Below are 19,916 nucleotides of genomic sequence, written 5' to 3'. Positions count from 1 at the left end.
GTTAAACTGCCGGGATCCCCCCTGTGAGAGGATAGCTGCAGGCCAAGAGACCTTGGCCGGCAGTCCAATGGAATCCTTTTGAGCCCCAGAGGGCACTCGGTGCTTTTAAGTCTGAGGCGGGTCGAGTAAATCATTGATGACGGTATCAATGACCTTCGCATCCTTGACCCCGGTGATGGCACCGCTGGTTGTGATTAGAATGTCTTTCGTTATGAGCTTATTCATGATTGTGAGAATTTCAGCTTGGCTCAAATCCTCCCGGGGATTGGGAATCGACAGAGTGAACGTTTTTCCGCCTGCCGTAGCGAAGCTGATCTTAAGGATCTTATTCGTTGAAATACCCATGGGGCTGCCTCCTTTCTCTGATTGTCATACCCCTTATTCTTCCAGCAGACGGAAATTCTTTTTCAGCAGTACATCTTGGCCGAAGAACGGGATAGCCTGAAAGCCGAAACCCATGAGCTAAAGTTGGAGAAAAATAGATTGGAGCAGGAGATTGAAAATAAACAAGCCTCCTACGAGAAGCTGAAAGAGCGAACGAGCTACAAAGCCATTAAACAAATGGAGGCGACTCTGAATGAAGCCTATGGCAGGGCTGAGGCCAATAAAATCGCCTTTTTATATGACAATCTCTTCAAGATCTTTAAGGAATTAGCCTATGAAATGACCCGGTTTGCCGGAATAAACCCGGAGCTGCATAACATATACAAGGAAAAGATCGATGATTTTCTCCACAAAGCGTTGCGGGAAAAGCTCTGATCGGAAAGTTACTCATGGCTCCGCCCGTTATGTAAACTTGTTCGAGTAGTCATAGAAGGGAGGACGCCCTTACAAGGGCATTTTTAATTGTGATAGAGCAAGTCATCGCTGACAAAAACGGGCCGCGTTTTCGGCCCGTTTTTGCTTCGCCTGGTGTGCTATTTTAAGATTATTTTTTGCAGAGCCTGTTTTTGTGCCTCATCGATGAGGGGAAGCATTTCTTTCATCTTTAACTTTTTTTCTGCCGGAAGGTCTTTGAGGAAAGCTCTCATTTTTTCGGCCAGCTCAGGTGTTATATAATTACGTCATTCAGGCGGATCAACTCCTCGAAAATAGAGATATGCATAAAAGCTGACCATTCAAGTTGAAGACCACGATTTTGAATAGAAATGCAGTTCGAATTGTATATATTGTGCAATTAATGTGCCTTTTAGACCATTAACTTCTGGGACAGCGACCCGTCCGTCCACATAGTTTAAAATCTTTTTTAATACCCTATAATTCGGAAACCGAAAAGCAGGACGTTTTACTGTACAGTTTATCGGTTATGTTATATAATATTTGCTGAGGTGATTCTAATGGAGAGGTTGAAGATGTATAAAATTGGTGAAATTTCCAATTTAGCGGGTGTCAGCAAACGGACGATCGACTATTATTCCACCATGGGCTTACTTAAACCTGTCCGTGCTGAGAGTAATTACAGGTATTATTCAGAAGAAAGCCTTGTTCGTCTCAAGTTCATCGAAGATCTGAAATCTAATAGGTTTACACTTGAGGAAATCAAAGAACAACTTTCCCTCCTGGATAACAAGCTGTCCCAAGTCAAACAAGAAGGTGTGATGATAAATACTGATTTAATAGTGAACCAGGTGAAGCAGCTTGAGAATCAGATTATTCGGCTCCAACCAAAGTTAATTAATATGGAATCAAATCAGGTTGCCCTGTCGGCAAAACAAAGAATGTTGCAAAGTATGACGCTTATCCAGGCACTATTGTTGTATATTAATGAAATCACTTCTCTTATTTAAAAAAACTATAAGGGGGAGGAAAAGTTAAGTGAACACAATTAAAGTCTGGCTTTTGATGGGTGCTCTTTCTATGTTGCTGGTGCTGTTAGGCAACGCCATTGGCGGCCAGTCAGGTGCGATGTTGTTTTTCATTATCGCCATGGCTATGAATTTCTTTAGCAATTTCTACAGCGACAAAATAGCTATAAAAATGACCAGATCATACCCGGTAGCTGAGGCTGAGTCGCCCGAGCTTCATGATATGGTGAAAAGGCTGTCTCAGAGGGCAGGCATCCCCATGCCTAAACTCTACGTAACGCCTTCAGACCAACCTAACGCCTTTGCCACAGGTCGCAAGATCTATAAGCCGGGGATATACTCAAATAGTTGAAAAACAACCCGTTATCACAAACATCTGGCGGTTATCATCTTGGACCTGGCTTTGGTTTATGAATGTTTCCTGCTAAAAAACGCATTAAGCTTATTGCTTATCTTGCTGTGAGAGGCACCGTGGTATCCCTTGCCGCCAAGAATGATGTATTATTACTCTCTTGCCAAACTACAAATATCACAGAATATAGCCCATAATTTCTCAGGAATAAAAGGAGGATACCAATCATAGACGGTCTTTGGAGTGTCATATTAATTTTAATTGCATTATTGTTAGTTGGATTAAATGGATTATTTGTGGCGGCTGAATTTTCTTTGGTTTAGGTACGTAAGACCCGTTTGGCAGAACTTTCGGAGGCTGGTTCACCGAGGGCAAAAGTTGCCCTGGATGTTGCCTCGCAATTGGATGCCTATCTTTCTGCCTGTCAGCTCGGGATCACGCTTTCCTCCTTGGGCTTAGGTTGGATTGGAGAACCAGCCATTGCATCTCTTCTGGAACCGTTGTTTGCTGGGATCGCAGGGTGGAACCCCATTTACACACATACGATTGCTATAACAATTGCCTTTTCGATCATCTCGTTATTACACATTGTTTTAGGTGAACTTGTTCCTAAGTCAATAGCCATTCAAAAGGCAGAGAGTACAGCACTTGCTACGGCCGGTTTTTTAAAAGCCTTTTACTGGATCTGTTATCCAGTTATTCGGGCGCTGAATGGCTTGGCTAACCTTGTGTTGCGAATTTGGGGAATTGAACCAGCCAATGAGGCTGATTTATCCCATAGTGAAGAAGAACTGCGGATGTTGGTCGATGCAAGTCAAAAGCATGGCTATTTAGATAAAATGGAAGGTAAACTCTTGGATAACGTCTTCGAATTTTCAGATCGTAACGCGAGTGAAGTAATGGTACCTCGCCAAGATATGGTGTGTATCTTCATTCAGGACACGTTTGAGGAGATTCTTGGAGTTATAAAAAAATACGGACACACACGTTATGTGTTGTGTGATGATGATAAGGACCATGTTCTGGGCTTAATCCATATGCGAGACATCATTCGGTTACAAGAAACGCCGGGGGAGAAAGATATTACTAAGATTATGAGAGAAATCCTAGCAGTTCCAGAGGGAATGCCGATTTCTCACCTTGTCCAGAGAATGCGGAGTCAACGAAGCCACATGGCCATTATTGTGGACGAATTCGGTGGCTCAGCCGGGCTTGTCACGCTTGAGGATATGCTCGAAGAATTAGTTGGTGAAATTTATGACGAATTTGAGCTAGAACAACCGCAGATTCAGAAAGTGGCAGAACATGAATATATCTTAAACGGACGGGTTTTATTGGAAGAAGTCTCAGAGATGTTAGAGATCAAGCTGGAGGAAGATACTGTTTCAACGATAGGGGGATATGTGTTTGCACGGGTCGGTCGAAAGCCGGTCAAGGGGGATCTAGTCTCTTTTGATGGGTTTTACTTTGAGGTTATGGAAGTTATAGGGTATAGAATTGCCAAGGTTAAGGTCATGAAAAAATCACGCGAACTTAAAATCGCTGAGAGCACAACGGAAATCAAGCAGTAGGATCACGCCACAGGGAAAATTATTTAATGTTTTGGATGAGAAGAAAGAAATTCTCACAACAACGCATTCTGTTCCGTTGGAACAAGCAATCTTTCAGAGAAATATAATTCGTAAAGGGGGCTTCCCCGATAATAAAATTTGGAGGTATTCATATGTTTGAACGCAACAACAAGAGGAAGAGGAATATTTCGCTTAGGAATCTGCCGCCTCATGTAAGAGCCTTGATCACCACCTTAGTTTTTGCGGCAGTCTACTTTTACGTTGCGCTGCCTGCCATCAACCTGCAAAACATTGATTTTTACTTCTTCCTGGTGATCTGCCTGGCTCTTTACTGTTTTATTTTCCTTAAAGCCAATGGCACAGTAAGACAGTTAGCAGAAATAAGAACTATCATGGATATAAGATCTGTTTGGCTGGTGCTTAAAAAGCATTGTACCGTTCCTGCCTTAATCTGCGTCGCCCTGGTGACGGCAGTTCTGATAGGAAGCGTGATCTCCAGCGTCTTTTTGCGCGCCAGAGCCTATTCCGAGATCCTGCCGGTTGCGGAGGGTGACTTTGCGGCCGACATGAAGCAAATCTCCTACGACCGAATCCCCATGTTGGATAAAACCTCCGCCCAGCGTCTCGGCGACCGCAAGCTCGGGGAGCTTTCTGATTTAGTCAGCCAGTTTACGGTGGTCAACGACTACACTCAGATGAACTACAAAGACCGACCGGTGCGGGTCGCCACCCTCGCCTACGGAGATATCTTCAAATGGTTCGGCAACCGCTCCCAGGGTATCCCAGCCTATCTCCTGATCGACATGGTGACCCAGAATGTTGAACTGATGCGGGTAGAAGAGGGGATCAAATATACCGACGTTGAGCACTTTGGCCGTAACCTTAATCGCCACCTGCGCTTCAATTATCCGACCTATATGTTTTCTATTCCCCACTTAGAAATTGATGAAACCGGACATCCTTATTGGATCTGCCCTAAGATTGAGAAGACCATCGGGCTCTTCGGAGGGATTGATGTCAACGGCGCTGTGATTGTGGACGCGGTGAGCGGCGAGTGCACCTACTATGAAGATGTGCCCAAATGGGTCGATCAGGTCTACTCAGCCGAACTGATCATCACGCAGTACGATTACCGCGGTATGTATGCCGGTGGCTTCGTTAATTCCATCTTCGGCCAGAAGAACGTGACCGTAACCACGGACGGGTACAACTATATTGCCCAGGATGGCGATCTCTATGTCTACACCGGGATCACTTCGGTCACGGGAGACAAGAGCATTGTCGGCTTCATCCTTTGCAACCAGCGTACCAAGGAAGCGCACTATTACCCCTGCGCCGGCGCGGAGGAGTATTCGGCCATGAATTCCGCTCAGGGTGTGGTCCAGCATCTGGCTTACAGCGCGACTTTCCCGCTGCTCTTAAATATCGCCGACCAGCCGACCTATTTCGTAGCCCTCAAGGATGACGCCCAGCTCGTCAAAATGTACGCCATGGTCAACGTCCAGATGTACAATATTGTGGCCACAGGCGCGACCGTGGCCGAATGCGAGCTGGAGTACATCCGCCTGCTCAACCAGAACGGGCTGACCGATCAGGTGCCGAGTATCACGAACGGTGTCGAGGGCGTGGTCCAGGACATCCGGGTGGCGGTCATCAACGGCACCAGTATCTACTATTTGAAGCTTGATTCAAATAATTCTTATTATACGATCTCGGCGGCCGAAAGCAAAAATGTTGTGCTGGTGAACGCGGGAGAACGCGTGCGAATCCAGGTAGCGGATACTGCGGCGGCAGGCGTGATCGTGGAAGCTATTGGCCTGGAGCGGCTGCCCTAAAAACTTATTCAGTAATGTATAGTCGCTCTAAGCAGACAATTGTGAAATAGAGCAGGGTCCGTTCACATCCCTTCGTTGTTCCATAGAGTATAACGGAGGGCTTTTTTGTTGCATCATCTCCATCACCAGCACCCGTTATATCAATCAGCGTATAAACGATGGAATTAATGATAAATTCTGGCGGTTCGTGTTATTTTAGCAGGCAGTCTGACTTTGGACTGGGCCCTTTCATCGATGATGCTTGAATCGGGAGCCTGGGACATGCTCGTGCTGGCTGTCACATTCAGCGGGCGAATCGTATGCTATGGTAGAACCGACAGAAGATTTGCCGGGTGCAGGAGAGGGTGGATGGAATGATGGATGAATTGGCGGCTAACCGGACCCCCGTGGTGATTGCCTCGGAGATTAACACACTAAAGCGGCAGATGGAGAAAAATTTTTGCCTTTTTATATGACAATCTCTTCAAGATCTTTAAGGAATTAGCCTATGAAATGACCCGGTTTGCCGAAACAAACCCGGAGCTGCATAACATATACAAGGAAAAGATCGATGATTTTCTCCACAAGGCGTTGCGGGAAAAGCTCTGATTGGAAAGTTACCCAAGGCTCTGCCCGTTATGTAAACTTGTTCGAGTAGTCATAGAAGGGAGCCTATAGTATAATATTTACAGGAAGGTGGGTGAATAGATTGCCCAAAAAGGAAGCCAATCAAGAACGGGTAAAACTGGACGAAATTCTGAAATTGCTATTTACAGTATCAAGTAAGGTGCTGGTAAACATGTTAAATAGTCTATTTAAGGAAAATTATGTAGCAGAAGCAACTGAGGGAGCTTCGCTAGCAATGAATTTGTAGACGATGCGTATAATATACTAAGAGGAGACCTGTTTCTTAAGCTCAGCGATGCCAACAAATTCAATCATTATCACATTGAAATACAGACTCTAAACGATGATAGCATGGTCATCAGAATGTTTGAATACGGAATCAGCAAAGCCAGAGAACTAGCCAAATACGAAAGAGACCAAGAAGAAACGGTATTCTACATACCCAAACAACTGGTCATCTTCATAGAACAAAACCTGAGTATAAAAGATGAACTAAGACTAAGACTGATATTTCCTGACGGACAGGAAGTAAACTACCAAGTACCTGTCATGAAATACTGGGAATACAGTCAAGAGAGGATTTTAGAACGAAGGCTCTACCCACTCTTGCCATTGCAGGTATTTAAGTTGCGCTATCAAATGGAGACAATCAAAAATAGAAGGAACCATACAGAACAAGAACTTAGGGAGCTAATCCAAAAAGCCCAACAGATTGTTGAAAGCATATCCAATGAAGCAGTTAGACTATTTCAAGCTGAGGAAATAGACGGAGAAGATCTGCACAAAATGCTCTTAGCAAATGAAGAACTCTTCAGATATTTAAACAGCAGATACGTAAACGATGAAAGGCTAAACGAGGAGGTGCTGAGCATGACGAGAACCTTGTATGATCCTATTGTGGCAGAAAAGGCCAAGCTAGAAGGTAAGCTAGAAGGCAAGTTGGAAGGTAAGCTGGAAGCTGCTCGAAACGCATTAATTGAAGGAATAGAACCAACCATCATTGCAAAGATAACTGGGTTGTCTTTGGAAACAGTGCAGAAGCTCAAAACAGAACTAGCAAACTAAACTAGTACTGTCGGGGAGAACTATCCCAACGCATTGTCGATGAGCAGTATAGAGGCCCAAAAAGGCTATTTTGCTGGAAAAGTACGTAGTGAGGAAAGGCATCGAAGATCAGCTTAAGAATCGGGCTGGCAATAAGCGTAAAATGATAGCAGCTGCCAAGGTCTAACGGCCTCGGTGGCTGCTTTTTTAGCCTCTTCCATATTTACAGGGGTCCACATATTCTGAATACTTTTGTTTCCTAACTGAAGGAATACATGTTATTTTGTTGAATTAAAATTTGGTATGTGATGTAGTGCATTATGAAGTACTAAAATATTTAGACTGTGTTTCGCGTTAGCCATATACTGGTTGGAATATAGCTGAAATTGGTAAGTTGAGTGATTTCTGAGGGGACAACACTTATCAGAGATAGCTTTTCATAAGAAAAGAGGGTGCATAGTGTTGGGCAAAGTTGATAGGGATTCAACGGCATATTGGTTATTGTTTAAAGGGAATAAAATTCTCATTTCCGAAGATAAAGTGCTGGAATTTACTTTACCGGAGCTTGATTTCTTTAAATTAAGCGAGAAGCTGGTTCGTAGTCAATTCCTGGGCCAGGTGGAAGGACGTTCTTATTATGCCGCAGAACTTACCCCGGATATCGCTGTTCCGGAAAATATGTTGTTTTGCAACTTGTATCGTTTATTTGGCAAGATCCCGGATGCTTTGTTTTTCTTAGCAGGTAAAGCCTATCAGATTTTACATTGGGATCGTACCCATCAGTACTGCAGCCAGTGCGGAGCTGGGACAGAAAACAAAATCGATGAAAGGGCTAAGCTTTGTCCAGCATGCGGGCGAGTAAACTATCCCAGGATTTCTCCGGCAATTATAGTAGCGATTACAAGAGACCGGGAAATATTATTAGCCAAGGGGAGTCGCTTTCAAGCCGACTTCTATAGCGTTTTGGCTGGTTTTGTAGAACCGGGGGAAACATTTGAAGAGTGTGTGCAAAGAGAAGTCAGAGAAGAAGTTGGCCTGGAAGTTAAAAATATTAGATATTTTGGCAGCCAGCCTTGGCCCTTCCCAGATTCTCTGATGGTTGGCTTTACAGCGGAATATGCTGGCGGGGACATAAAGATTGATGAAAATGAAATCTTAAATGCCGGATGGTTTGACGTGGATCAGCTTCCGCAGATACCAGGAACCAGAAGCATAGCCTGGAGTTTAATTGATTGGTTTATAGAACTAGCAAAAAATGAGTAACGCCGGCAACGACCAAACAAGACAGGGTAATCAAGTTCAACAAGTATGAAAAAGCCGGTGTACAGGAGTATTGGATCGTAGAACCGGACGGTAAATATATAAGCGTATTTATATTGCAGGAAAATAAACGGTATGGTCGCCCGGAAGGGTATACAGAGGAAGACAAAGTGAAAATGTCCGTCTTCTCAGATTTCAGGGTAGAGTTAAGACCTGTATTTGCTGGGATTTGAAATTGGAAATGAACTATGTAATTTGAGGACATAAAAAGGCATAAAAGCAGGGTATTTTCCATTAATGAAAATACCCTGCAAATTTTTATATGCGCCTTTGATCAAAAACTCTTTTAGCATAGCCCTTTCCGCGCATACAGCTAGGCTCAAATATGGAACAGTGTTTCTTACAAAAAGGGCATTTGTCAGAAAAATCTTTGTCATGATCGCTGCAATTTTGAAGATTTGTTGCTAGGCAATCAGTGTGGCTAAAGCCTTTACTATTCTCATAATATTTTTTTGTATTCAGTAATTTTAGTTTCAGATAAAATTGTTTTAAACTATTCATTGTTTTTCTTTCTAAGAGTTCATTATTTTATGATATTAATAATTGTATTACTGAAAGATTTCTGTTATCACTCGTGTAGGTAGTCCAGTCGAACCAACAATCAGAATTGGATAGGTATACACAATAAATTGGTTGTCTTTGAATTCAATAAGTTTATTCAGGTTAGTTAAATTTTCAATTATAAATACACCATTATCGGCGCAATATTGATCTGCGATTGCATGTTCAGATGATTTTCTAATTCCTCCCATATCAAAACCTATAAGACTTACCTTCTTATCAATCAGGTAACGAATAAGTGTATTAGACAACTCAGGATTATTTTTCATATATTCGGGCGTAGCATATTCGTTCTTTTCCATAATACCTGTATAGAAGATTATAAAATCGTTTTCTTCAATTTTTGATATGTCGATATCTTCCAGGTTAACTTCTCGTTCCCTTATAGAACTTATATCAAATATTTTTCCATTCCTTTTGCAATTATCAATTGAAAATTCATGTCCCATACAGTCAAAATGAGTTCCAAAGTGCCCGAATTTTTCAGAATACTTAGCTGTTGTCGCTAATTCCAGTAACTGCTCCAATTTTTTCTTGGGTAAAGGGTAAGTCAAATCAATTATCATCTCTGTTTTACCTCCGATATAATAGTTTCCGCGTCAACTATTATGAGTATACCTCGTAATAGTTTCCTTGTCAACCATCATTAAACGTGATGTTTTCAAATGATTCAAATCTGGTATAATGATAATAGTTTACAGAAATGTAGCGTTTCTTTTCTAAATATACCCGATACTATTCATTGTAAGGAGAAAGCTTATGAACAACTTAGAGAGAGAACAAAAATTGAAAAGAGAGCTTATTGTAAACTTTGACCGTTTTATAAACAAAATTAATATGGAAAATCACGAGAATGAATATCTTAAAGAATTACTAGGAGAAGAGCAATATAAAAATATATCAGATATTACGTTAACAGAGTGCCATGTTATTGATTGTATTGAAAGAAATCCGTTAATTAATGCAATTGGAATTTCACAAAAGATGAATATAACAAAAGGTGGCATTTCAAAAATTAGTTCTAAATTGCTAAAAAAGAAACTGATAAAAATATATCGTCAAGAAGGGAATAAAAAGGAAATATTTTACTCCTTAACTCCACTTGGAAGAGAAGTATTTTTAGTTCATGAAAAACTCCATGAAAAATTATATCAAAGGGCTAACCTGTTTCTAGATCGTTTTACTGATGAAGAATTAAAAAAAATTATTGAATTTATTAGTGGTCTTTCTGAAATAATTTAGAAGCATTAGAGGTATATACACTGCGTGTAGGTAGACGCGATCTGCCACAGGCACCGCTAATTCCGGCAAATTGCAGAAGGTGGTGGCGAGTGCAGCCGCCAGCTATCTGGATGCCTTTGCTGGCAGCGTCCCATTTAGAGGAATCTTATCTTAAGAGGAAATATAGACAAGATGTGGAATTATATCTTGGAAATTTGATACTTAATGTCTGGAACAAGAAATTAGCGAAATGTTCAAGGGAATTTGAGAGGAATTTTTGAACTTTAGTTAATTAGAGGATGATCTTAATGGAATTTATAGCTGAACTAAAACAATTCGAAGTTTTACAAAGTAATCAAATAGTATTATTCAGAAATTATATTCATAAAAAATATCCTTCTGCCAGTATACAGGAGAGAGCAATAATTCTTGCTGATTCAATTGATAAAGTCATTGAAAAGTATGTACAGGACTTCAATAAAGAAATTAGAGATCAAGTGAAGTATGAAGTTCTTCAACGGGCGGTATTAACTGGAAATTACAACATTAACGGGTCAGATATATTTCGGGCCTGTCTATTTATAAAAGACCCTGGGGAAAATTTTAATGCCTTACTAATTAATTGGCTTAATAAAAATTGCTCACATCCGGTTGAAGAAAAACATATTGAGCTATTACTGACAAGGGTCTCTGATTCTTATAATCAGTTAGAGTATGAATTAGAATACATAATCGCTAAACACATAATTAATCTGGAAGCTGATAACTATTCTCATCCAACCGCTTTAAAGGATACCTCCAATTTCATGGTTGTTGTTGAGAGAGTTCGTGCTGCTCATAAATATTTAACAGGAAAGATCGTTAAAGAGACTATTTCATATCGAATTTTAGTTGTTTCGTTATTACTGATGGTCTTATTAACTTCAGTTCAATTTTTTATAAGGCAAGATAACAGCGTTAATGGTCATAACCTTCAAATGATATTTGCTGGGCTACAAGCTAAAGAGGATAATGATGAAGCTTTAGCTTCCCAAGAGATTACTCATCAACAAAGTATCGTTCAAGAGCAGCCGGTGTATGAACTCCAATATAGTCAAGTAGATGAGGCCAGTTTAATTCAGTACCTATCAAAAAGGGAGTCCTTGCTTTGTGGGGAACCTTATTTTTCTGCAATAATCCAAGCTTCTCGAGAATATGATATTAATCCCTTATTACTATTTGCAATCACAGGCCAAGAACAATCTTTCGTTCCTAAAACTACTAAAAATGCTAGACTGATCGCAAACAACCCATTTAACGTTTATGGTAGCTGGCAAGTTTATAATACCAATATACTGGATTCGTCCCGAATCGCGGCAAATTTACTAGCAACTCTTAGTAAAAATAGACCATTGTCGGTAGATCCGATAGTTTGGATAAATACAAAATATGCCGAGGACAAGATGTGGCATGTTGGAGTTGCGAAACTATTGGCAGAGCTAAATAATGAAGTGCTGGTTGAGGACACAATTCAAAGGGCTTGGTGAGGTAATCGTCTGTCCCAAGTTCATAGCCCTTCATAACTGCAGCCCCTGTAAATACCTTTTTGTATATAATGGCTAGAATTGCTTATGCCTCGTGAATAACTATTTCCAAGCAATGGAAATGGTGTTAGAATGGTGTTCAAAAGGAGGGGGATTTTGTGAAAATAGCTATTGTATATTACAGTAAATCTGGTAATACCCAAAAGGTTGCAGATCTTGTAGCTGAAGGTGCAAAGAAAATTGAAAAAGTCGAAGTCAAAAGTATGTCCATCGAAGCAATCGACGATGACTTCTTGACCGAAGCCAAAGCAGTTATCTTTGGGTCGCCGACGATTGCGGGAACCTTTGCAGGGCAATTAAAGCAATGGTTAGATACAGCTAAAAATGTCGGAGGAAAACTGGGAGCTGTTTTTGCTACAGCAAATTATGTCGGCGGTGGTGCAGAGGTGGCGGAAATCTCCATGATTGCTGAGATGTTGGTAAAAGGTATGTTGGTCTACTCTTCAGGAGTTGCTGAGGGACAGCCTTTTATTCATTATGGAGCTGTCTGCATTAAAGATGGGGATGATGGTCAAAAAGAGCGAGCAAAAATATTTGGGGAAAGGATCGCTAGAAAAGCAGTGGAATTGTTTAACTAACATGAAAAGTCACTTTGGGTCAATTGGGTAGATGCCAAGGTATGGATGATTAAAAATTCGGCAGTTTTGAGCTGACTAATCTAGATAGTTATTTCAAAACCGCCGAATTTTAAGTTGCAGTACTTTATTTCTGAAAAACGAAAGATGCGGGAAACCGAGCATGATGACAATTTCACACAGAAAAAAACAAAGGCACCAAGATAGTCCACGGATGCCTTTGTTTTTTATTTCTTTTCCTTTATCCCAAATAAGCTATGTAAAAAATAAAAAGTAAACCGTAAAAATAGTCTGCTTCATCTTGACAAGGAGAAGTTATAATCGTATAATTCTTAATTACAATAATTTTAATTATAACACATATAGACTGAGTTGTCAACACTATTTTTAAAGTAGGAGGATTATTTTTTATGGCCTTTGAATTATCCTTGTTTAGTGGCGCTCTGGTAGAAAAGCAAGCTGTCAACGAAGTCATGAAATGCAATGACCTGACTGTGAAATTTGGTCTTGTTCTGACAGAGGCACAGGCTCTCGCCTTGGTTGAAACTCGCTCTTTTGCATTAAAGGAAAATGGCCGGATTGAATTCGGTGGCGGCGTGATTGACAAGATAATTAAGGAATTTTGCAACTCACCTTATCTTTCAAGGCATAACTATGAAGAAACCTTGCATGAGCTTTTAGAAATATTTTATTATTACAAGAATGAAACTCTTGATCTGATGGGCGATGACGACTTGATCAAGTATATGAAAAATGCTTTTAATGGAATATGCCAAGGTTCTCTTGAACTGCTATCGGGGCGGGAACTATATAAGCTTGCCCGAAACTTGCGCTATGGTTACGCTCCGGATTATGCAGACGATGCTATCCAATTGGATGCGGATAAGGAGGATGATGAATATGGCAGATATTGATAAGATCCGCAGAATCAAAAGAGAAACATTAAGCAGTGAATATTATTTCAAATCGTTACTTGAGCAAGCCTATATGTCGGGGATGTTGTCAGAGACACAGCTTGAGAAAATACAATTTGACTGCCTCTCACTTTTGGCCAAGCAAACTGAGAGGTATAACAGCGGGGGCAGCAGCTCGATCCGAGTAGAAGGAGCACAGAGTCTTCTAACCTCCATTATGTTCACCATTGGTGTATGGTTAAAGACCTATCCTAACCCCGATGAAGCAGTGGCAGTAATCCAAAAAGAAAGCATGTACGCTCTATATCAAGCCGGACGTGAGCGTATAGACGGACTGATAAAGTCAACAAAAATCCTGCACTCTTCAATTATCGGAGATTTGCTGCAAACCGAAAATGTGTTTTACCGCTCCACTATTGTGGAGGGCATAAAAGGCTTTTTCAAGCTATATTACCCTGAATTTGCCGCACAGGAAATTCATATCACTGCAGACTATCCTGTTCATCATCTAATGGAACGGTTGGTTGGGATTGAGTTTATACAGAAGTATTTAGAGTGTATCTACTACGAAAATCTATTTTGTGCGCAATTCTCTGCTGAGGATGTTCATCATCTGCTTTATGGATACGATGAAGATTATGAAGAGCTGCTCGTTAATATTTACGAGCCGGTGTTATCTGCGGCAATCGGATGCATCCTTTCCGGCAAGGATGTCCACAGGCTGGAGATGGCACCTTCGTCCATCAAAATTCTGAGTGATTTATTTCGTGGCAAAAGAAGAACCGAAATCGTGGAAATTCTCAGGGGAGCCGTAAGTCAACTGAGCGAACTGCTGGAGCTGACCGAGCCCTTAAAAAGGTATCTAAGGGGCAGTCTGCCTCAAATTGCTGCGGTAATAGAAAACGCAGTCCTGCTGCAAACATTGGATCGTGTGTTCATCCTCCCCAAATATCCGGAAAACAACAGGCAGCTCATCTTTTCCTTTGGAGAGAAGATGGACGATGAAAAATATCGTAAGGTATTAGAAGAAATTAGGCAATGCCGTTATCTGACTGACAAGAAAGCCCTGATCAAGGGTGAAATACACTCCCTTGCCGATTTAGAGGATATTTTACTGGATGCGGAACTTCGCGAAGAAGAAATTCTCAGCATTTTTAGGGAGTTAAACCCTGCTGAAATTGCAGCGCTGGTAAGAAAACATCCGATGCCCTCTGCCTTAGATCGATATGAGCTTAGGGAAAGCCAAATTGTGCTAGGCGAGTGTTTGCAAAAGTTCCTTGCTGCGCTTCCGGCGAAGGGGAGGGATTTGATAAAACAGGCAGCAGCTATGCTGGATTGTATAGAGATATAGCTGGGGGACGATACTGTCGTTTCGCGTAGGTTCCCGGTTATGAGGATTAATATTGCAAGTTATATCAAATTTTTGATGACAGAGGATGATATAATGTTTTGCAGCAGGGAGTGATAATAATTGTCATTAAAAACCATAGAAAATATGATTGAGTGGATTGAAGATAATATAACGGGTAATCCAACACTTGCTGAAATGTCCAATTATGTTGGGTATTCTCCATTCTATTGTTCGACTAAGTTTCATGAAAATGTTGGAATTACTTTTAAACAATATATATCAAAACGTAAATTATGTCTTGCTTCGGTAGAAGTTAAAAATACGCAAATGAGGTTTTTGGATATAGCAATAAAGTATGGGTTTTCATCTCAAGAAGCTTTTACGAGAGCTTTTGTGGCTGCATACGGATGTACCCCTTATCAATATCGAAAAAACTAAGATTCAATCATAAATGAAGCCTGATATACTCCCAGTGCCGGATGATGAATCCTTCACTCCCTATAATATGCTTTAACAATGAAAGGATAGTTAGATGCTCAATAAATTGGAAAGAAATGATCTGTGTTGGTGTGGTAGTCACATAAAATATAAAAAGTGTCACGCAGATTTCGATGATAAAATCGAATTTTATAAAATGCAAGGGCATGCAGTTCCGCCTAGAGATATTATTAAGATGCCGGAACAGATAGTAGGAATACGTGAAAGCGGAAAAATAAATATTGCGATTTTAGACTGTATCGCAAAATATATTCGAGCAGGATTGACAACAGAGGATATAAATCAGCTTGTATATCAAAAAACAATAGAATTAGGCGGTTTACCGGCACAGCTTGGATATAATGGATTTCCCAAAAGTGTATGCACTTCTGTTAACGAACAGGTGTGTCATGGAATACCCTCGGAAAATGTGGTATTACGTAATGGGGATATTATCAATGTGGATGTTTCAACGATTTACAAGGGATATTTCTCGGATTCTTCCAGAATGTTTTCTATTGGGGATATAGACGAAGGAAAGAGAAAACTGGTTCGTGTTGCTAAGGAATGCATCGAGTATGGATTAAAACAAGTAAGACCTTGGGGCTTTCTTGGAGATATGGGGCAAGCAGTGCATGAACATGCTATAAAAAATGGATATTCTATTGTAAAAGATATTGGTGGGCATGGAATTGGTTTGGATTTTCATGAAGACCCATGGGTAAGCTTTGTTTCAAAGAAAAAAACTGAAATGCTGATGGTGCCAGGCATGATATTTACTATAGAGCCGATGGTTAATATGGGTACAGACAAAATTTGTTTGGATAAACAAAATGGTTGGGCTACTTATACCAAAGACGGCATGCCGTCAGCTCAATGGGAGGTTATGGTGCTGGTAACAGATGAGGGTCATGAGGTATTGGCATATTGACTTGATTGTTTAGAAAAACCCATTAGTCATTTGACGTTTTTTGAGGTTCGGGTATGCTAATGCCTTAAAAATGTATCAGACTCTTGGATATGAAAAGGTTGGAGGAGTAAAGTGGAGAAAAGGATTATTTTATTTACTTGAGAAGAAATTATAAAGGTGATGCTAGAATAGAAATAGGACAACTTAAATAGAGATTTTCCCTAGTTTATTATAAAATTAAATTAACTGAACTAGGGGGAACTGTATAATGGGAAAACACAAACAACAATATAGTGCTGAATTCAAGCAGGATGCCGTAGAGTATTATCATTCATCTGGCAAAAGCTTAGAACAAGTAGCCGGAGATCTTAAAGTTAGCAAGTCAGCCTTAAGTAAGTGGGTGTCAAGTGCTCAAACCAATCACGGTACTGTTAATCACAGAGGATCGGGTAATCTTAGCTCAGACGCAGAAAAAGAAATTGCTCGCTTAAAGAAGGAATTAAAAGATTCAAAGGATGCACTGGACATCTTAAAAAAGGCTATAAGCATACTGAACAACTAACAGAATCAATATATTTAGCAACAAGATTAGCATCGAAGGAGCGCAAGATTTCTGTTAACGGTGTGCTCAAATTATTGGGCGTTTCTTCATCAGGATATTACAGTTGGGTCAAACGAACTCCATCTGATCAGGAAATAAGGAAGCAAAAAGTCAAAGCTGAAATTGCAGAGATTTATAATGAATCTCATCAAATATATGGGGCCCCAAAAATAACCTCAATTCTTCAATCAAGGGGGCATGTAATCGCAGAGAAGACCGTCGGTAACTACATGAGAGAAGAAGGAATAAAAGCCATCTGGGTACGTCCCTACACTAGAACAACCATAGATCCTGATTTTGATAACAAGCTTAAAAACATTCTTAATCGAGACTTTAATCCGAAGGCAGCCAACACTGTTTGGGTTACGGATATAACCTACATTTACACCCTATCTGGATTTGCCTATCTGACAAGTGTGATGGATTTGTTTTCTAGAAAAATCATAGGCTGGCAGGTATCAGATAGTTTATCCACAGAGCATGTATTGAAGGCCATTGAAAAAGCTAAAATGAATCGAAAGATTAGTCAGCCTGTAGTAATCCATAGCGACAGAGGCGTTCAATTTGTATCTAAAAGCTATTTGGAGGCTACTCCAGCTGCCCATTTTATTCACAGTTACTCAAAGAAGGGAACCCCATGGGACAATGCATGTATAGAAGCCTTTCATGCTTTAATTAAGCGAGAATGGCTCAACCGGTATGTGATTAAAAACACTAGACACGCTCAGGAATTAGTCTTTGAGTATATTGAAGCTTTTTATAACACCGTTAGAATTCATGAACATTGTGGCATGATGTCACCCTATGATTTCGAAAATACTTTAGTGTGTTAAATTAATAAACTGAGATTATTTCTACTTTTAACTTGTCCGAAATCTTGACAGAAGACCAAAGGACTTTTTGTTAAACATTATTCTGATACCACCCAGGAAGATAACAATAGCACCAGCGTTTCATGATTAGAACGCTGGTGCTATTGTTATAAGGTCATTTTTATAGGACTCATTACATAAAAACGCCTGTCCGGTTCTATGGTATAACAGGAAAACTATTCTGCAGCAAATGCGGATAATGCTGTGATTCCCTTACTCATTACTATACATAAATATGATTTGTATAGCGAAAGCTACACTATGGAATTAAAGAAGTGCTAATATCTGAGCAATAGTCACCTTTCTTTATTATGTGAAGTATGAATTTTGCTTGAGAAACAAGGGAGTAATATTATATGAAGATACAGTATGTCCAAGGAGAATGTATTTTTAGGAGAATTAGTCCATTGCCTAGGCAGTATGATTATTTAACCGAGAACGTTGAGACCGATGTGATCATAGTCGGAGGAGGCGTAACCGGAGCGATATTAGGGTATTATTTCTCTAAACAGAAGATTAAGGCCGTCATACTAGAGAAATCAAGAATTGCTCATGGAAGTACTTGTATCTCTACGTCACTTCTGCAATATGAGCTTGATAGCAATGCGATGGCGTTAAAGTCATATACCTCAATCCCAAATATTTTAAGATCGTATGAGTTAGGAATTAAGGCATTAGATGAAATCGAAGAGTTTATCGCCGAAAATGGCAATACCTGTGACTTTAAGCGAGTCGATGGTTTGTACTATACAGCTAAAGATACAGAAACAAAGGAGATTGAGCAAGAGTATAAGCTGAGAAAGGAAAATGGATTTAGGGTGGAATTTATTGAAAAGGAAACTAATCCATTTTCCTTTGATGTTAAGGCTGGTCTATTAAGTAAAGGTGGAGGAGCCCAATTGAATCCTTATAAATTTACGCATGCTCTGTTAGAGGTGGGCTCTAGTATGGGGTTAAACGTGTATGAAAACACAGAGGTTTTGGATGTGAGGTATAGCGAGCAGGGGGTTACGGCAGAAACAGTCTTTGGCCATAAAGTTAAAGGTAAACTGATAATTGTGGCGACTGGGTATAACACGCATCTTTTTACGAAAAGGGTCTTCGGAACTAAAACGACCGCCTTTAATGTTGCCACAAAACCAATCGATAATCTAGAGGATATTTTAAAGGGAGTCATCGTTAGAGACAATGAAGTTACTTATCATTACTTCAGAACAACGAGTGATAATAGAATCATCATTGGCGGAGAGGATACTAAATTTCTACCCGATATATTAAATGAAGAATTATGCACCAAAAGTTATGATAAGTTAGAACAACGCCTGAAAAACCTATTTCCGAAGTTGAAGATTGCGATCGAGTATCGATACTGTGGGGCTTTTGCATCCACTGATGACAACCTGGGTTTCCTGGGAAAAGATCCTAAGAATGAAAGGCTATGGTACTGCTTAGGATACGGAGCCAATGGCATTTTATTCTCCATATTAGGTGGAATGATGCTCAGCAATTTATATTTGGGAGAAGTGAATGAAGATCTAAAGCTGTTCAAAGTAGATAGGTTTGAATGATCCATGTTGCATTGGATGGAGCTGGTGATGGGAATCGAACCCGCAAGCTGATAAACTAATCAACTACTCTTCCAATCGAGCTGCACCAGCGTGTATTTTCTCCAGAGTATTGAATAATTCCTGCCTATTATAAAGGGGCAAAAACTAACAGGTAGCAAGGCCTGCTTTCAATCAAGCAGGGCAATTTCGACTTTCAGAAGCTGTCCAAGTTTTTGACGAGTGGTGTTTTAATTTGAGGACTCCCAAGGATTACTCAGTAAGCTAGGCAATATCAGACGCAAATTATCTAGGTCAAAAGGTTTGGTTAAAAAGTGTTTAACAAGACCACTCTGGACAGCGGACGTCAAAGCATTATCTTGGGTATAGCCACTCATTACCACCACTTGCGTCTTTGGACGTATTTGTAGCAATTTGTTCAGAGTTTCCAATCCACTTAAACCAGGCATTTTCAAATCTAAGAATGTTAGTTTGGGTTTCTCTTCACTAGCTATTTGTAAAGCAGTATACCCATCGGCTGCTTCTTTAACGCGAAAACCTTCCCGAGATAAAAATTCACACATAAGTTGCCGTACACCAAAATGATCATCTACAACCAAAAGATAATCGTTACTCAAAGATAACCATCTCTTTTCTTTATAGAATGAGAAAGACCTATACTAAGAATAGAAGCAAGATTTAAAGTGGAACCCAGTAGCTTACTACATAGAATACTTCGCTATATACAATGAATAATCCTCTAAAAATTCAGAT

At 40.2% G+C, this 19,916-nt stretch carries 19 protein-coding genes, 1 tRNA gene and 4 pseudogenes; 20 read left to right on the top strand and 4 right to left on the bottom strand.

What is annotated here, in order from left to right; translation table 11 throughout:
* Nucleotides 1-105: 105 nt before the first annotated feature.
* On the bottom strand, nt 106-345 hold the full coding sequence (locus tag BLS16_RS05070; RefSeq protein ID WP_092330732.1) for a DUF2922 domain-containing protein: 240 nt from the start codon (nt 343-345) through the stop codon (nt 106-108).
* A 75-nt stretch (nt 346-420) separates the two neighbouring features.
* On the opposite strand from BLS16_RS05070, the pseudogene BLS16_RS05065 reads away from it, so the two are divergent.
* From BLS16_RS05065 to BLS16_RS05020, 10 genes and pseudogenes are all read left to right on the top strand, one after another.
* A pseudogene (locus tag BLS16_RS05065) lies at nt 421-759 on the top strand (DUF3102 domain-containing protein); the annotation flags it as partial.
* 593 nt (nt 760-1,352) lie between these two features.
* Nucleotides 1,353-1,787, top strand: a complete 435-nt coding sequence (locus BLS16_RS05055; protein ID WP_207649727.1) for a MerR family transcriptional regulator — start codon at nt 1,353-1,355, stop codon at nt 1,785-1,787.
* Between the two features lie 28 nt (nt 1,788-1,815).
* Nucleotides 1,816-2,121 (top strand): annotated as a pseudogene (locus tag BLS16_RS05050) (M48 family metalloprotease); the annotation flags it as partial.
* Nucleotides 2,122-2,495: 374 nt separating this feature from the next.
* Nucleotides 2,496-3,728 (top strand): hemolysin family protein, encoded by a 1,233-nt coding sequence (locus BLS16_RS05045; protein WP_242876199.1) that lies wholly within the window; start codon nt 2,496-2,498, stop codon nt 3,726-3,728.
* A gap of 152 nt (nt 3,729-3,880) precedes the next feature.
* Nucleotides 3,881-5,563 carry a hypothetical protein gene (locus BLS16_RS05040; protein WP_092330727.1) on the top strand — a complete coding sequence of 561 codons (1,683 nt, stop codon included), beginning with the start codon at nt 3,881-3,883 and terminating at the stop codon, nt 5,561-5,563.
* A gap of 441 nt (nt 5,564-6,004) precedes the next feature.
* Nucleotides 6,005-6,151, top strand: a pseudogene (locus tag BLS16_RS24745) (DUF3102 domain-containing protein); the annotation flags it as partial.
* 100 nt (nt 6,152-6,251) lie between these two features.
* Nucleotides 6,252-6,416 (top strand): hypothetical protein, encoded by a 165-nt coding sequence (locus tag BLS16_RS24190; RefSeq protein WP_242876198.1) that lies wholly within the window; start codon nt 6,252-6,254, stop codon nt 6,414-6,416.
* Between the two features lie 116 nt (nt 6,417-6,532).
* On the top strand, nt 6,533-7,234 hold the full coding sequence (locus BLS16_RS05030; RefSeq protein WP_242876197.1) for an RpnC/YadD family protein: 702 nt from the start codon (nt 6,533-6,535) through the stop codon (nt 7,232-7,234).
* A gap of 438 nt (nt 7,235-7,672) precedes the next feature.
* On the top strand, nt 7,673-8,476 hold the full coding sequence (gene nudC, locus BLS16_RS05025; RefSeq protein WP_092330724.1) for an NAD(+) diphosphatase: 804 nt from the start codon (nt 7,673-7,675) through the stop codon (nt 8,474-8,476).
* 17 nt (nt 8,477-8,493) lie between these two features.
* Nucleotides 8,494-8,706 (top strand): annotated as a pseudogene (locus BLS16_RS05020) (Uma2 family endonuclease); the annotation flags it as partial.
* Between the two features lie 375 nt (nt 8,707-9,081).
* On the opposite strand, the gene BLS16_RS05015 reads toward BLS16_RS05020, so the two are convergent.
* On the bottom strand, nt 9,082-9,660 hold the full coding sequence (locus tag BLS16_RS05015) for a cyclase family protein (RefSeq protein ID WP_092330719.1): 579 nt from the start codon (nt 9,658-9,660) through the stop codon (nt 9,082-9,084).
* A gap of 193 nt (nt 9,661-9,853) precedes the next feature.
* Between BLS16_RS05015 and BLS16_RS05010 the strand changes: the two genes are divergently transcribed.
* The 10 genes from BLS16_RS05010 to BLS16_RS04960 all read left to right on the top strand — a co-directional run bounded on the left by BLS16_RS05010 (nt 9,854) and on the right by BLS16_RS04960 (nt 19,166).
* Nucleotides 9,854-10,336 carry a MarR family transcriptional regulator gene (locus tag BLS16_RS05010; protein ID WP_092330717.1) on the top strand — a complete coding sequence of 161 codons (483 nt, stop codon included), beginning with the start codon at nt 9,854-9,856 and terminating at the stop codon, nt 10,334-10,336.
* Between the two features lie 287 nt (nt 10,337-10,623).
* Nucleotides 10,624-11,841 carry a hypothetical protein gene (locus tag BLS16_RS05005; protein WP_092330714.1) on the top strand — a complete coding sequence of 406 codons (1,218 nt, stop codon included), beginning with the start codon at nt 10,624-10,626 and terminating at the stop codon, nt 11,839-11,841.
* A 155-nt stretch (nt 11,842-11,996) separates the two neighbouring features.
* Nucleotides 11,997-12,476: a flavodoxin family protein gene (locus BLS16_RS05000; protein WP_092330711.1), complete on the top strand. Its 480-nt coding sequence runs from the start codon at nt 11,997-11,999 to the stop codon at nt 12,474-12,476.
* 407 nt (nt 12,477-12,883) lie between these two features.
* Nucleotides 12,884-13,387, top strand: a complete 504-nt coding sequence (locus tag BLS16_RS04995) for a DUF6323 family protein (protein ID WP_092330709.1) — start codon at nt 12,884-12,886, stop codon at nt 13,385-13,387.
* On the top strand, nt 13,374-14,738 hold the full coding sequence (locus BLS16_RS04990; protein ID WP_092330707.1) for a DUF6179 domain-containing protein: 1,365 nt from the start codon (nt 13,374-13,376) through the stop codon (nt 14,736-14,738). Before BLS16_RS04995 ends, BLS16_RS04990 begins: the two co-directional genes overlap by 14 nt.
* Before the next feature lie 120 nt (nt 14,739-14,858).
* Nucleotides 14,859-15,176, top strand: a complete 318-nt coding sequence (locus BLS16_RS04985) for a helix-turn-helix transcriptional regulator (protein WP_143015503.1) — start codon at nt 14,859-14,861, stop codon at nt 15,174-15,176.
* A gap of 94 nt (nt 15,177-15,270) precedes the next feature.
* The gene (locus BLS16_RS04980; RefSeq protein ID WP_092330704.1) at nt 15,271-16,146 is read left to right on the top strand and encodes a methionyl aminopeptidase; all 876 of its coding nucleotides are present in this window, start codon (nt 15,271-15,273) and stop codon (nt 16,144-16,146) included.
* A gap of 247 nt (nt 16,147-16,393) precedes the next feature.
* The gene (locus tag BLS16_RS04970; protein WP_092330702.1) at nt 16,394-16,687 is read left to right on the top strand and encodes a transposase; all 294 of its coding nucleotides are present in this window, start codon (nt 16,394-16,396) and stop codon (nt 16,685-16,687) included.
* Complete coding sequence (locus BLS16_RS04965) at nt 16,624-17,559, top strand: IS3 family transposase (RefSeq protein WP_143015502.1); 936 nt, start codon at nt 16,624-16,626, stop codon at nt 17,557-17,559. Before BLS16_RS04970 ends, BLS16_RS04965 begins: the two co-directional genes overlap by 64 nt.
* Nucleotides 17,560-17,954: 395 nt before the next feature.
* On the top strand, nt 17,955-19,166 hold the full coding sequence (locus BLS16_RS04960; protein ID WP_092330697.1) for an NAD(P)/FAD-dependent oxidoreductase: 1,212 nt from the start codon (nt 17,955-17,957) through the stop codon (nt 19,164-19,166).
* A 16-nt stretch (nt 19,167-19,182) separates the two neighbouring features.
* Here BLS16_RS04960 and BLS16_RS04955 read toward each other — a convergent pair.
* A tRNA-Thr gene (locus tag BLS16_RS04955) sits at nt 19,183-19,256 on the bottom strand.
* Nucleotides 19,257-19,393: 137 nt separating this feature from the next.
* Nucleotides 19,394-19,780 (bottom strand): response regulator, encoded by a 387-nt coding sequence (locus tag BLS16_RS04950; RefSeq protein ID WP_092330694.1) that lies wholly within the window; start codon nt 19,778-19,780, stop codon nt 19,394-19,396.
* Nucleotides 19,781-19,916: the final 136 nt, after the last annotated feature.

Origin of the sequence: Desulfosporosinus hippei DSM 8344 (assembly GCF_900100785.1) — a bacterium.
Lineage (GTDB): Bacteria > Bacillota > Desulfitobacteriia > Desulfitobacteriales > Desulfitobacteriaceae > Desulfosporosinus > Desulfosporosinus hippei.
Note: the sequence above shows the minus strand (reverse complement) of the source record. Positions and strands in the feature narration are given on the sequence as shown.

Coding starts and splice junctions, on each gene's coding strand:
- BLS16_RS04995 (WP_092330709.1), top strand. CDS start 12,884: ATGGCCTTTGAATTATCCTTGTTTAGTGGCGCTCTGGTAGAAAAGCAA.
- BLS16_RS04960 (WP_092330697.1), top strand. CDS start 17,955: ATGAAGATACAGTATGTCCAAGGAGAATGTATTTTTAGGAGAATTAGT.
- BLS16_RS04970 (WP_092330702.1), top strand. CDS start 16,394: ATGGGAAAACACAAACAACAATATAGTGCTGAATTCAAGCAGGATGCC.
- BLS16_RS05070 (WP_092330732.1), bottom strand. CDS start 345: ATGGGTATTTCAACGAATAAGATCCTTAAGATCAGCTTCGCTACGGCA.
- BLS16_RS05010 (WP_092330717.1), top strand. CDS start 9,854: ATGAACAACTTAGAGAGAGAACAAAAATTGAAAAGAGAGCTTATTGTA.
- BLS16_RS05055 (WP_207649727.1), top strand. CDS start 1,353: ATGTATAAAATTGGTGAAATTTCCAATTTAGCGGGTGTCAGCAAACGG.
- BLS16_RS04990 (WP_092330707.1), top strand. CDS start 13,374: ATGGCAGATATTGATAAGATCCGCAGAATCAAAAGAGAAACATTAAGC.
- BLS16_RS05005 (WP_092330714.1), top strand. CDS start 10,624: ATGGAATTTATAGCTGAACTAAAACAATTCGAAGTTTTACAAAGTAAT.
- BLS16_RS05015 (WP_092330719.1), bottom strand. CDS start 9,660: ATGATAATTGATTTGACTTACCCTTTACCCAAGAAAAAATTGGAGCAG.
- BLS16_RS04980 (WP_092330704.1), top strand. CDS start 15,271: ATGCTCAATAAATTGGAAAGAAATGATCTGTGTTGGTGTGGTAGTCAC.
- BLS16_RS05040 (WP_092330727.1), top strand. CDS start 3,881: ATGTTTGAACGCAACAACAAGAGGAAGAGGAATATTTCGCTTAGGAAT.
- BLS16_RS05030 (WP_242876197.1), top strand. CDS start 6,533: ATGTTTGAATACGGAATCAGCAAAGCCAGAGAACTAGCCAAATACGAA.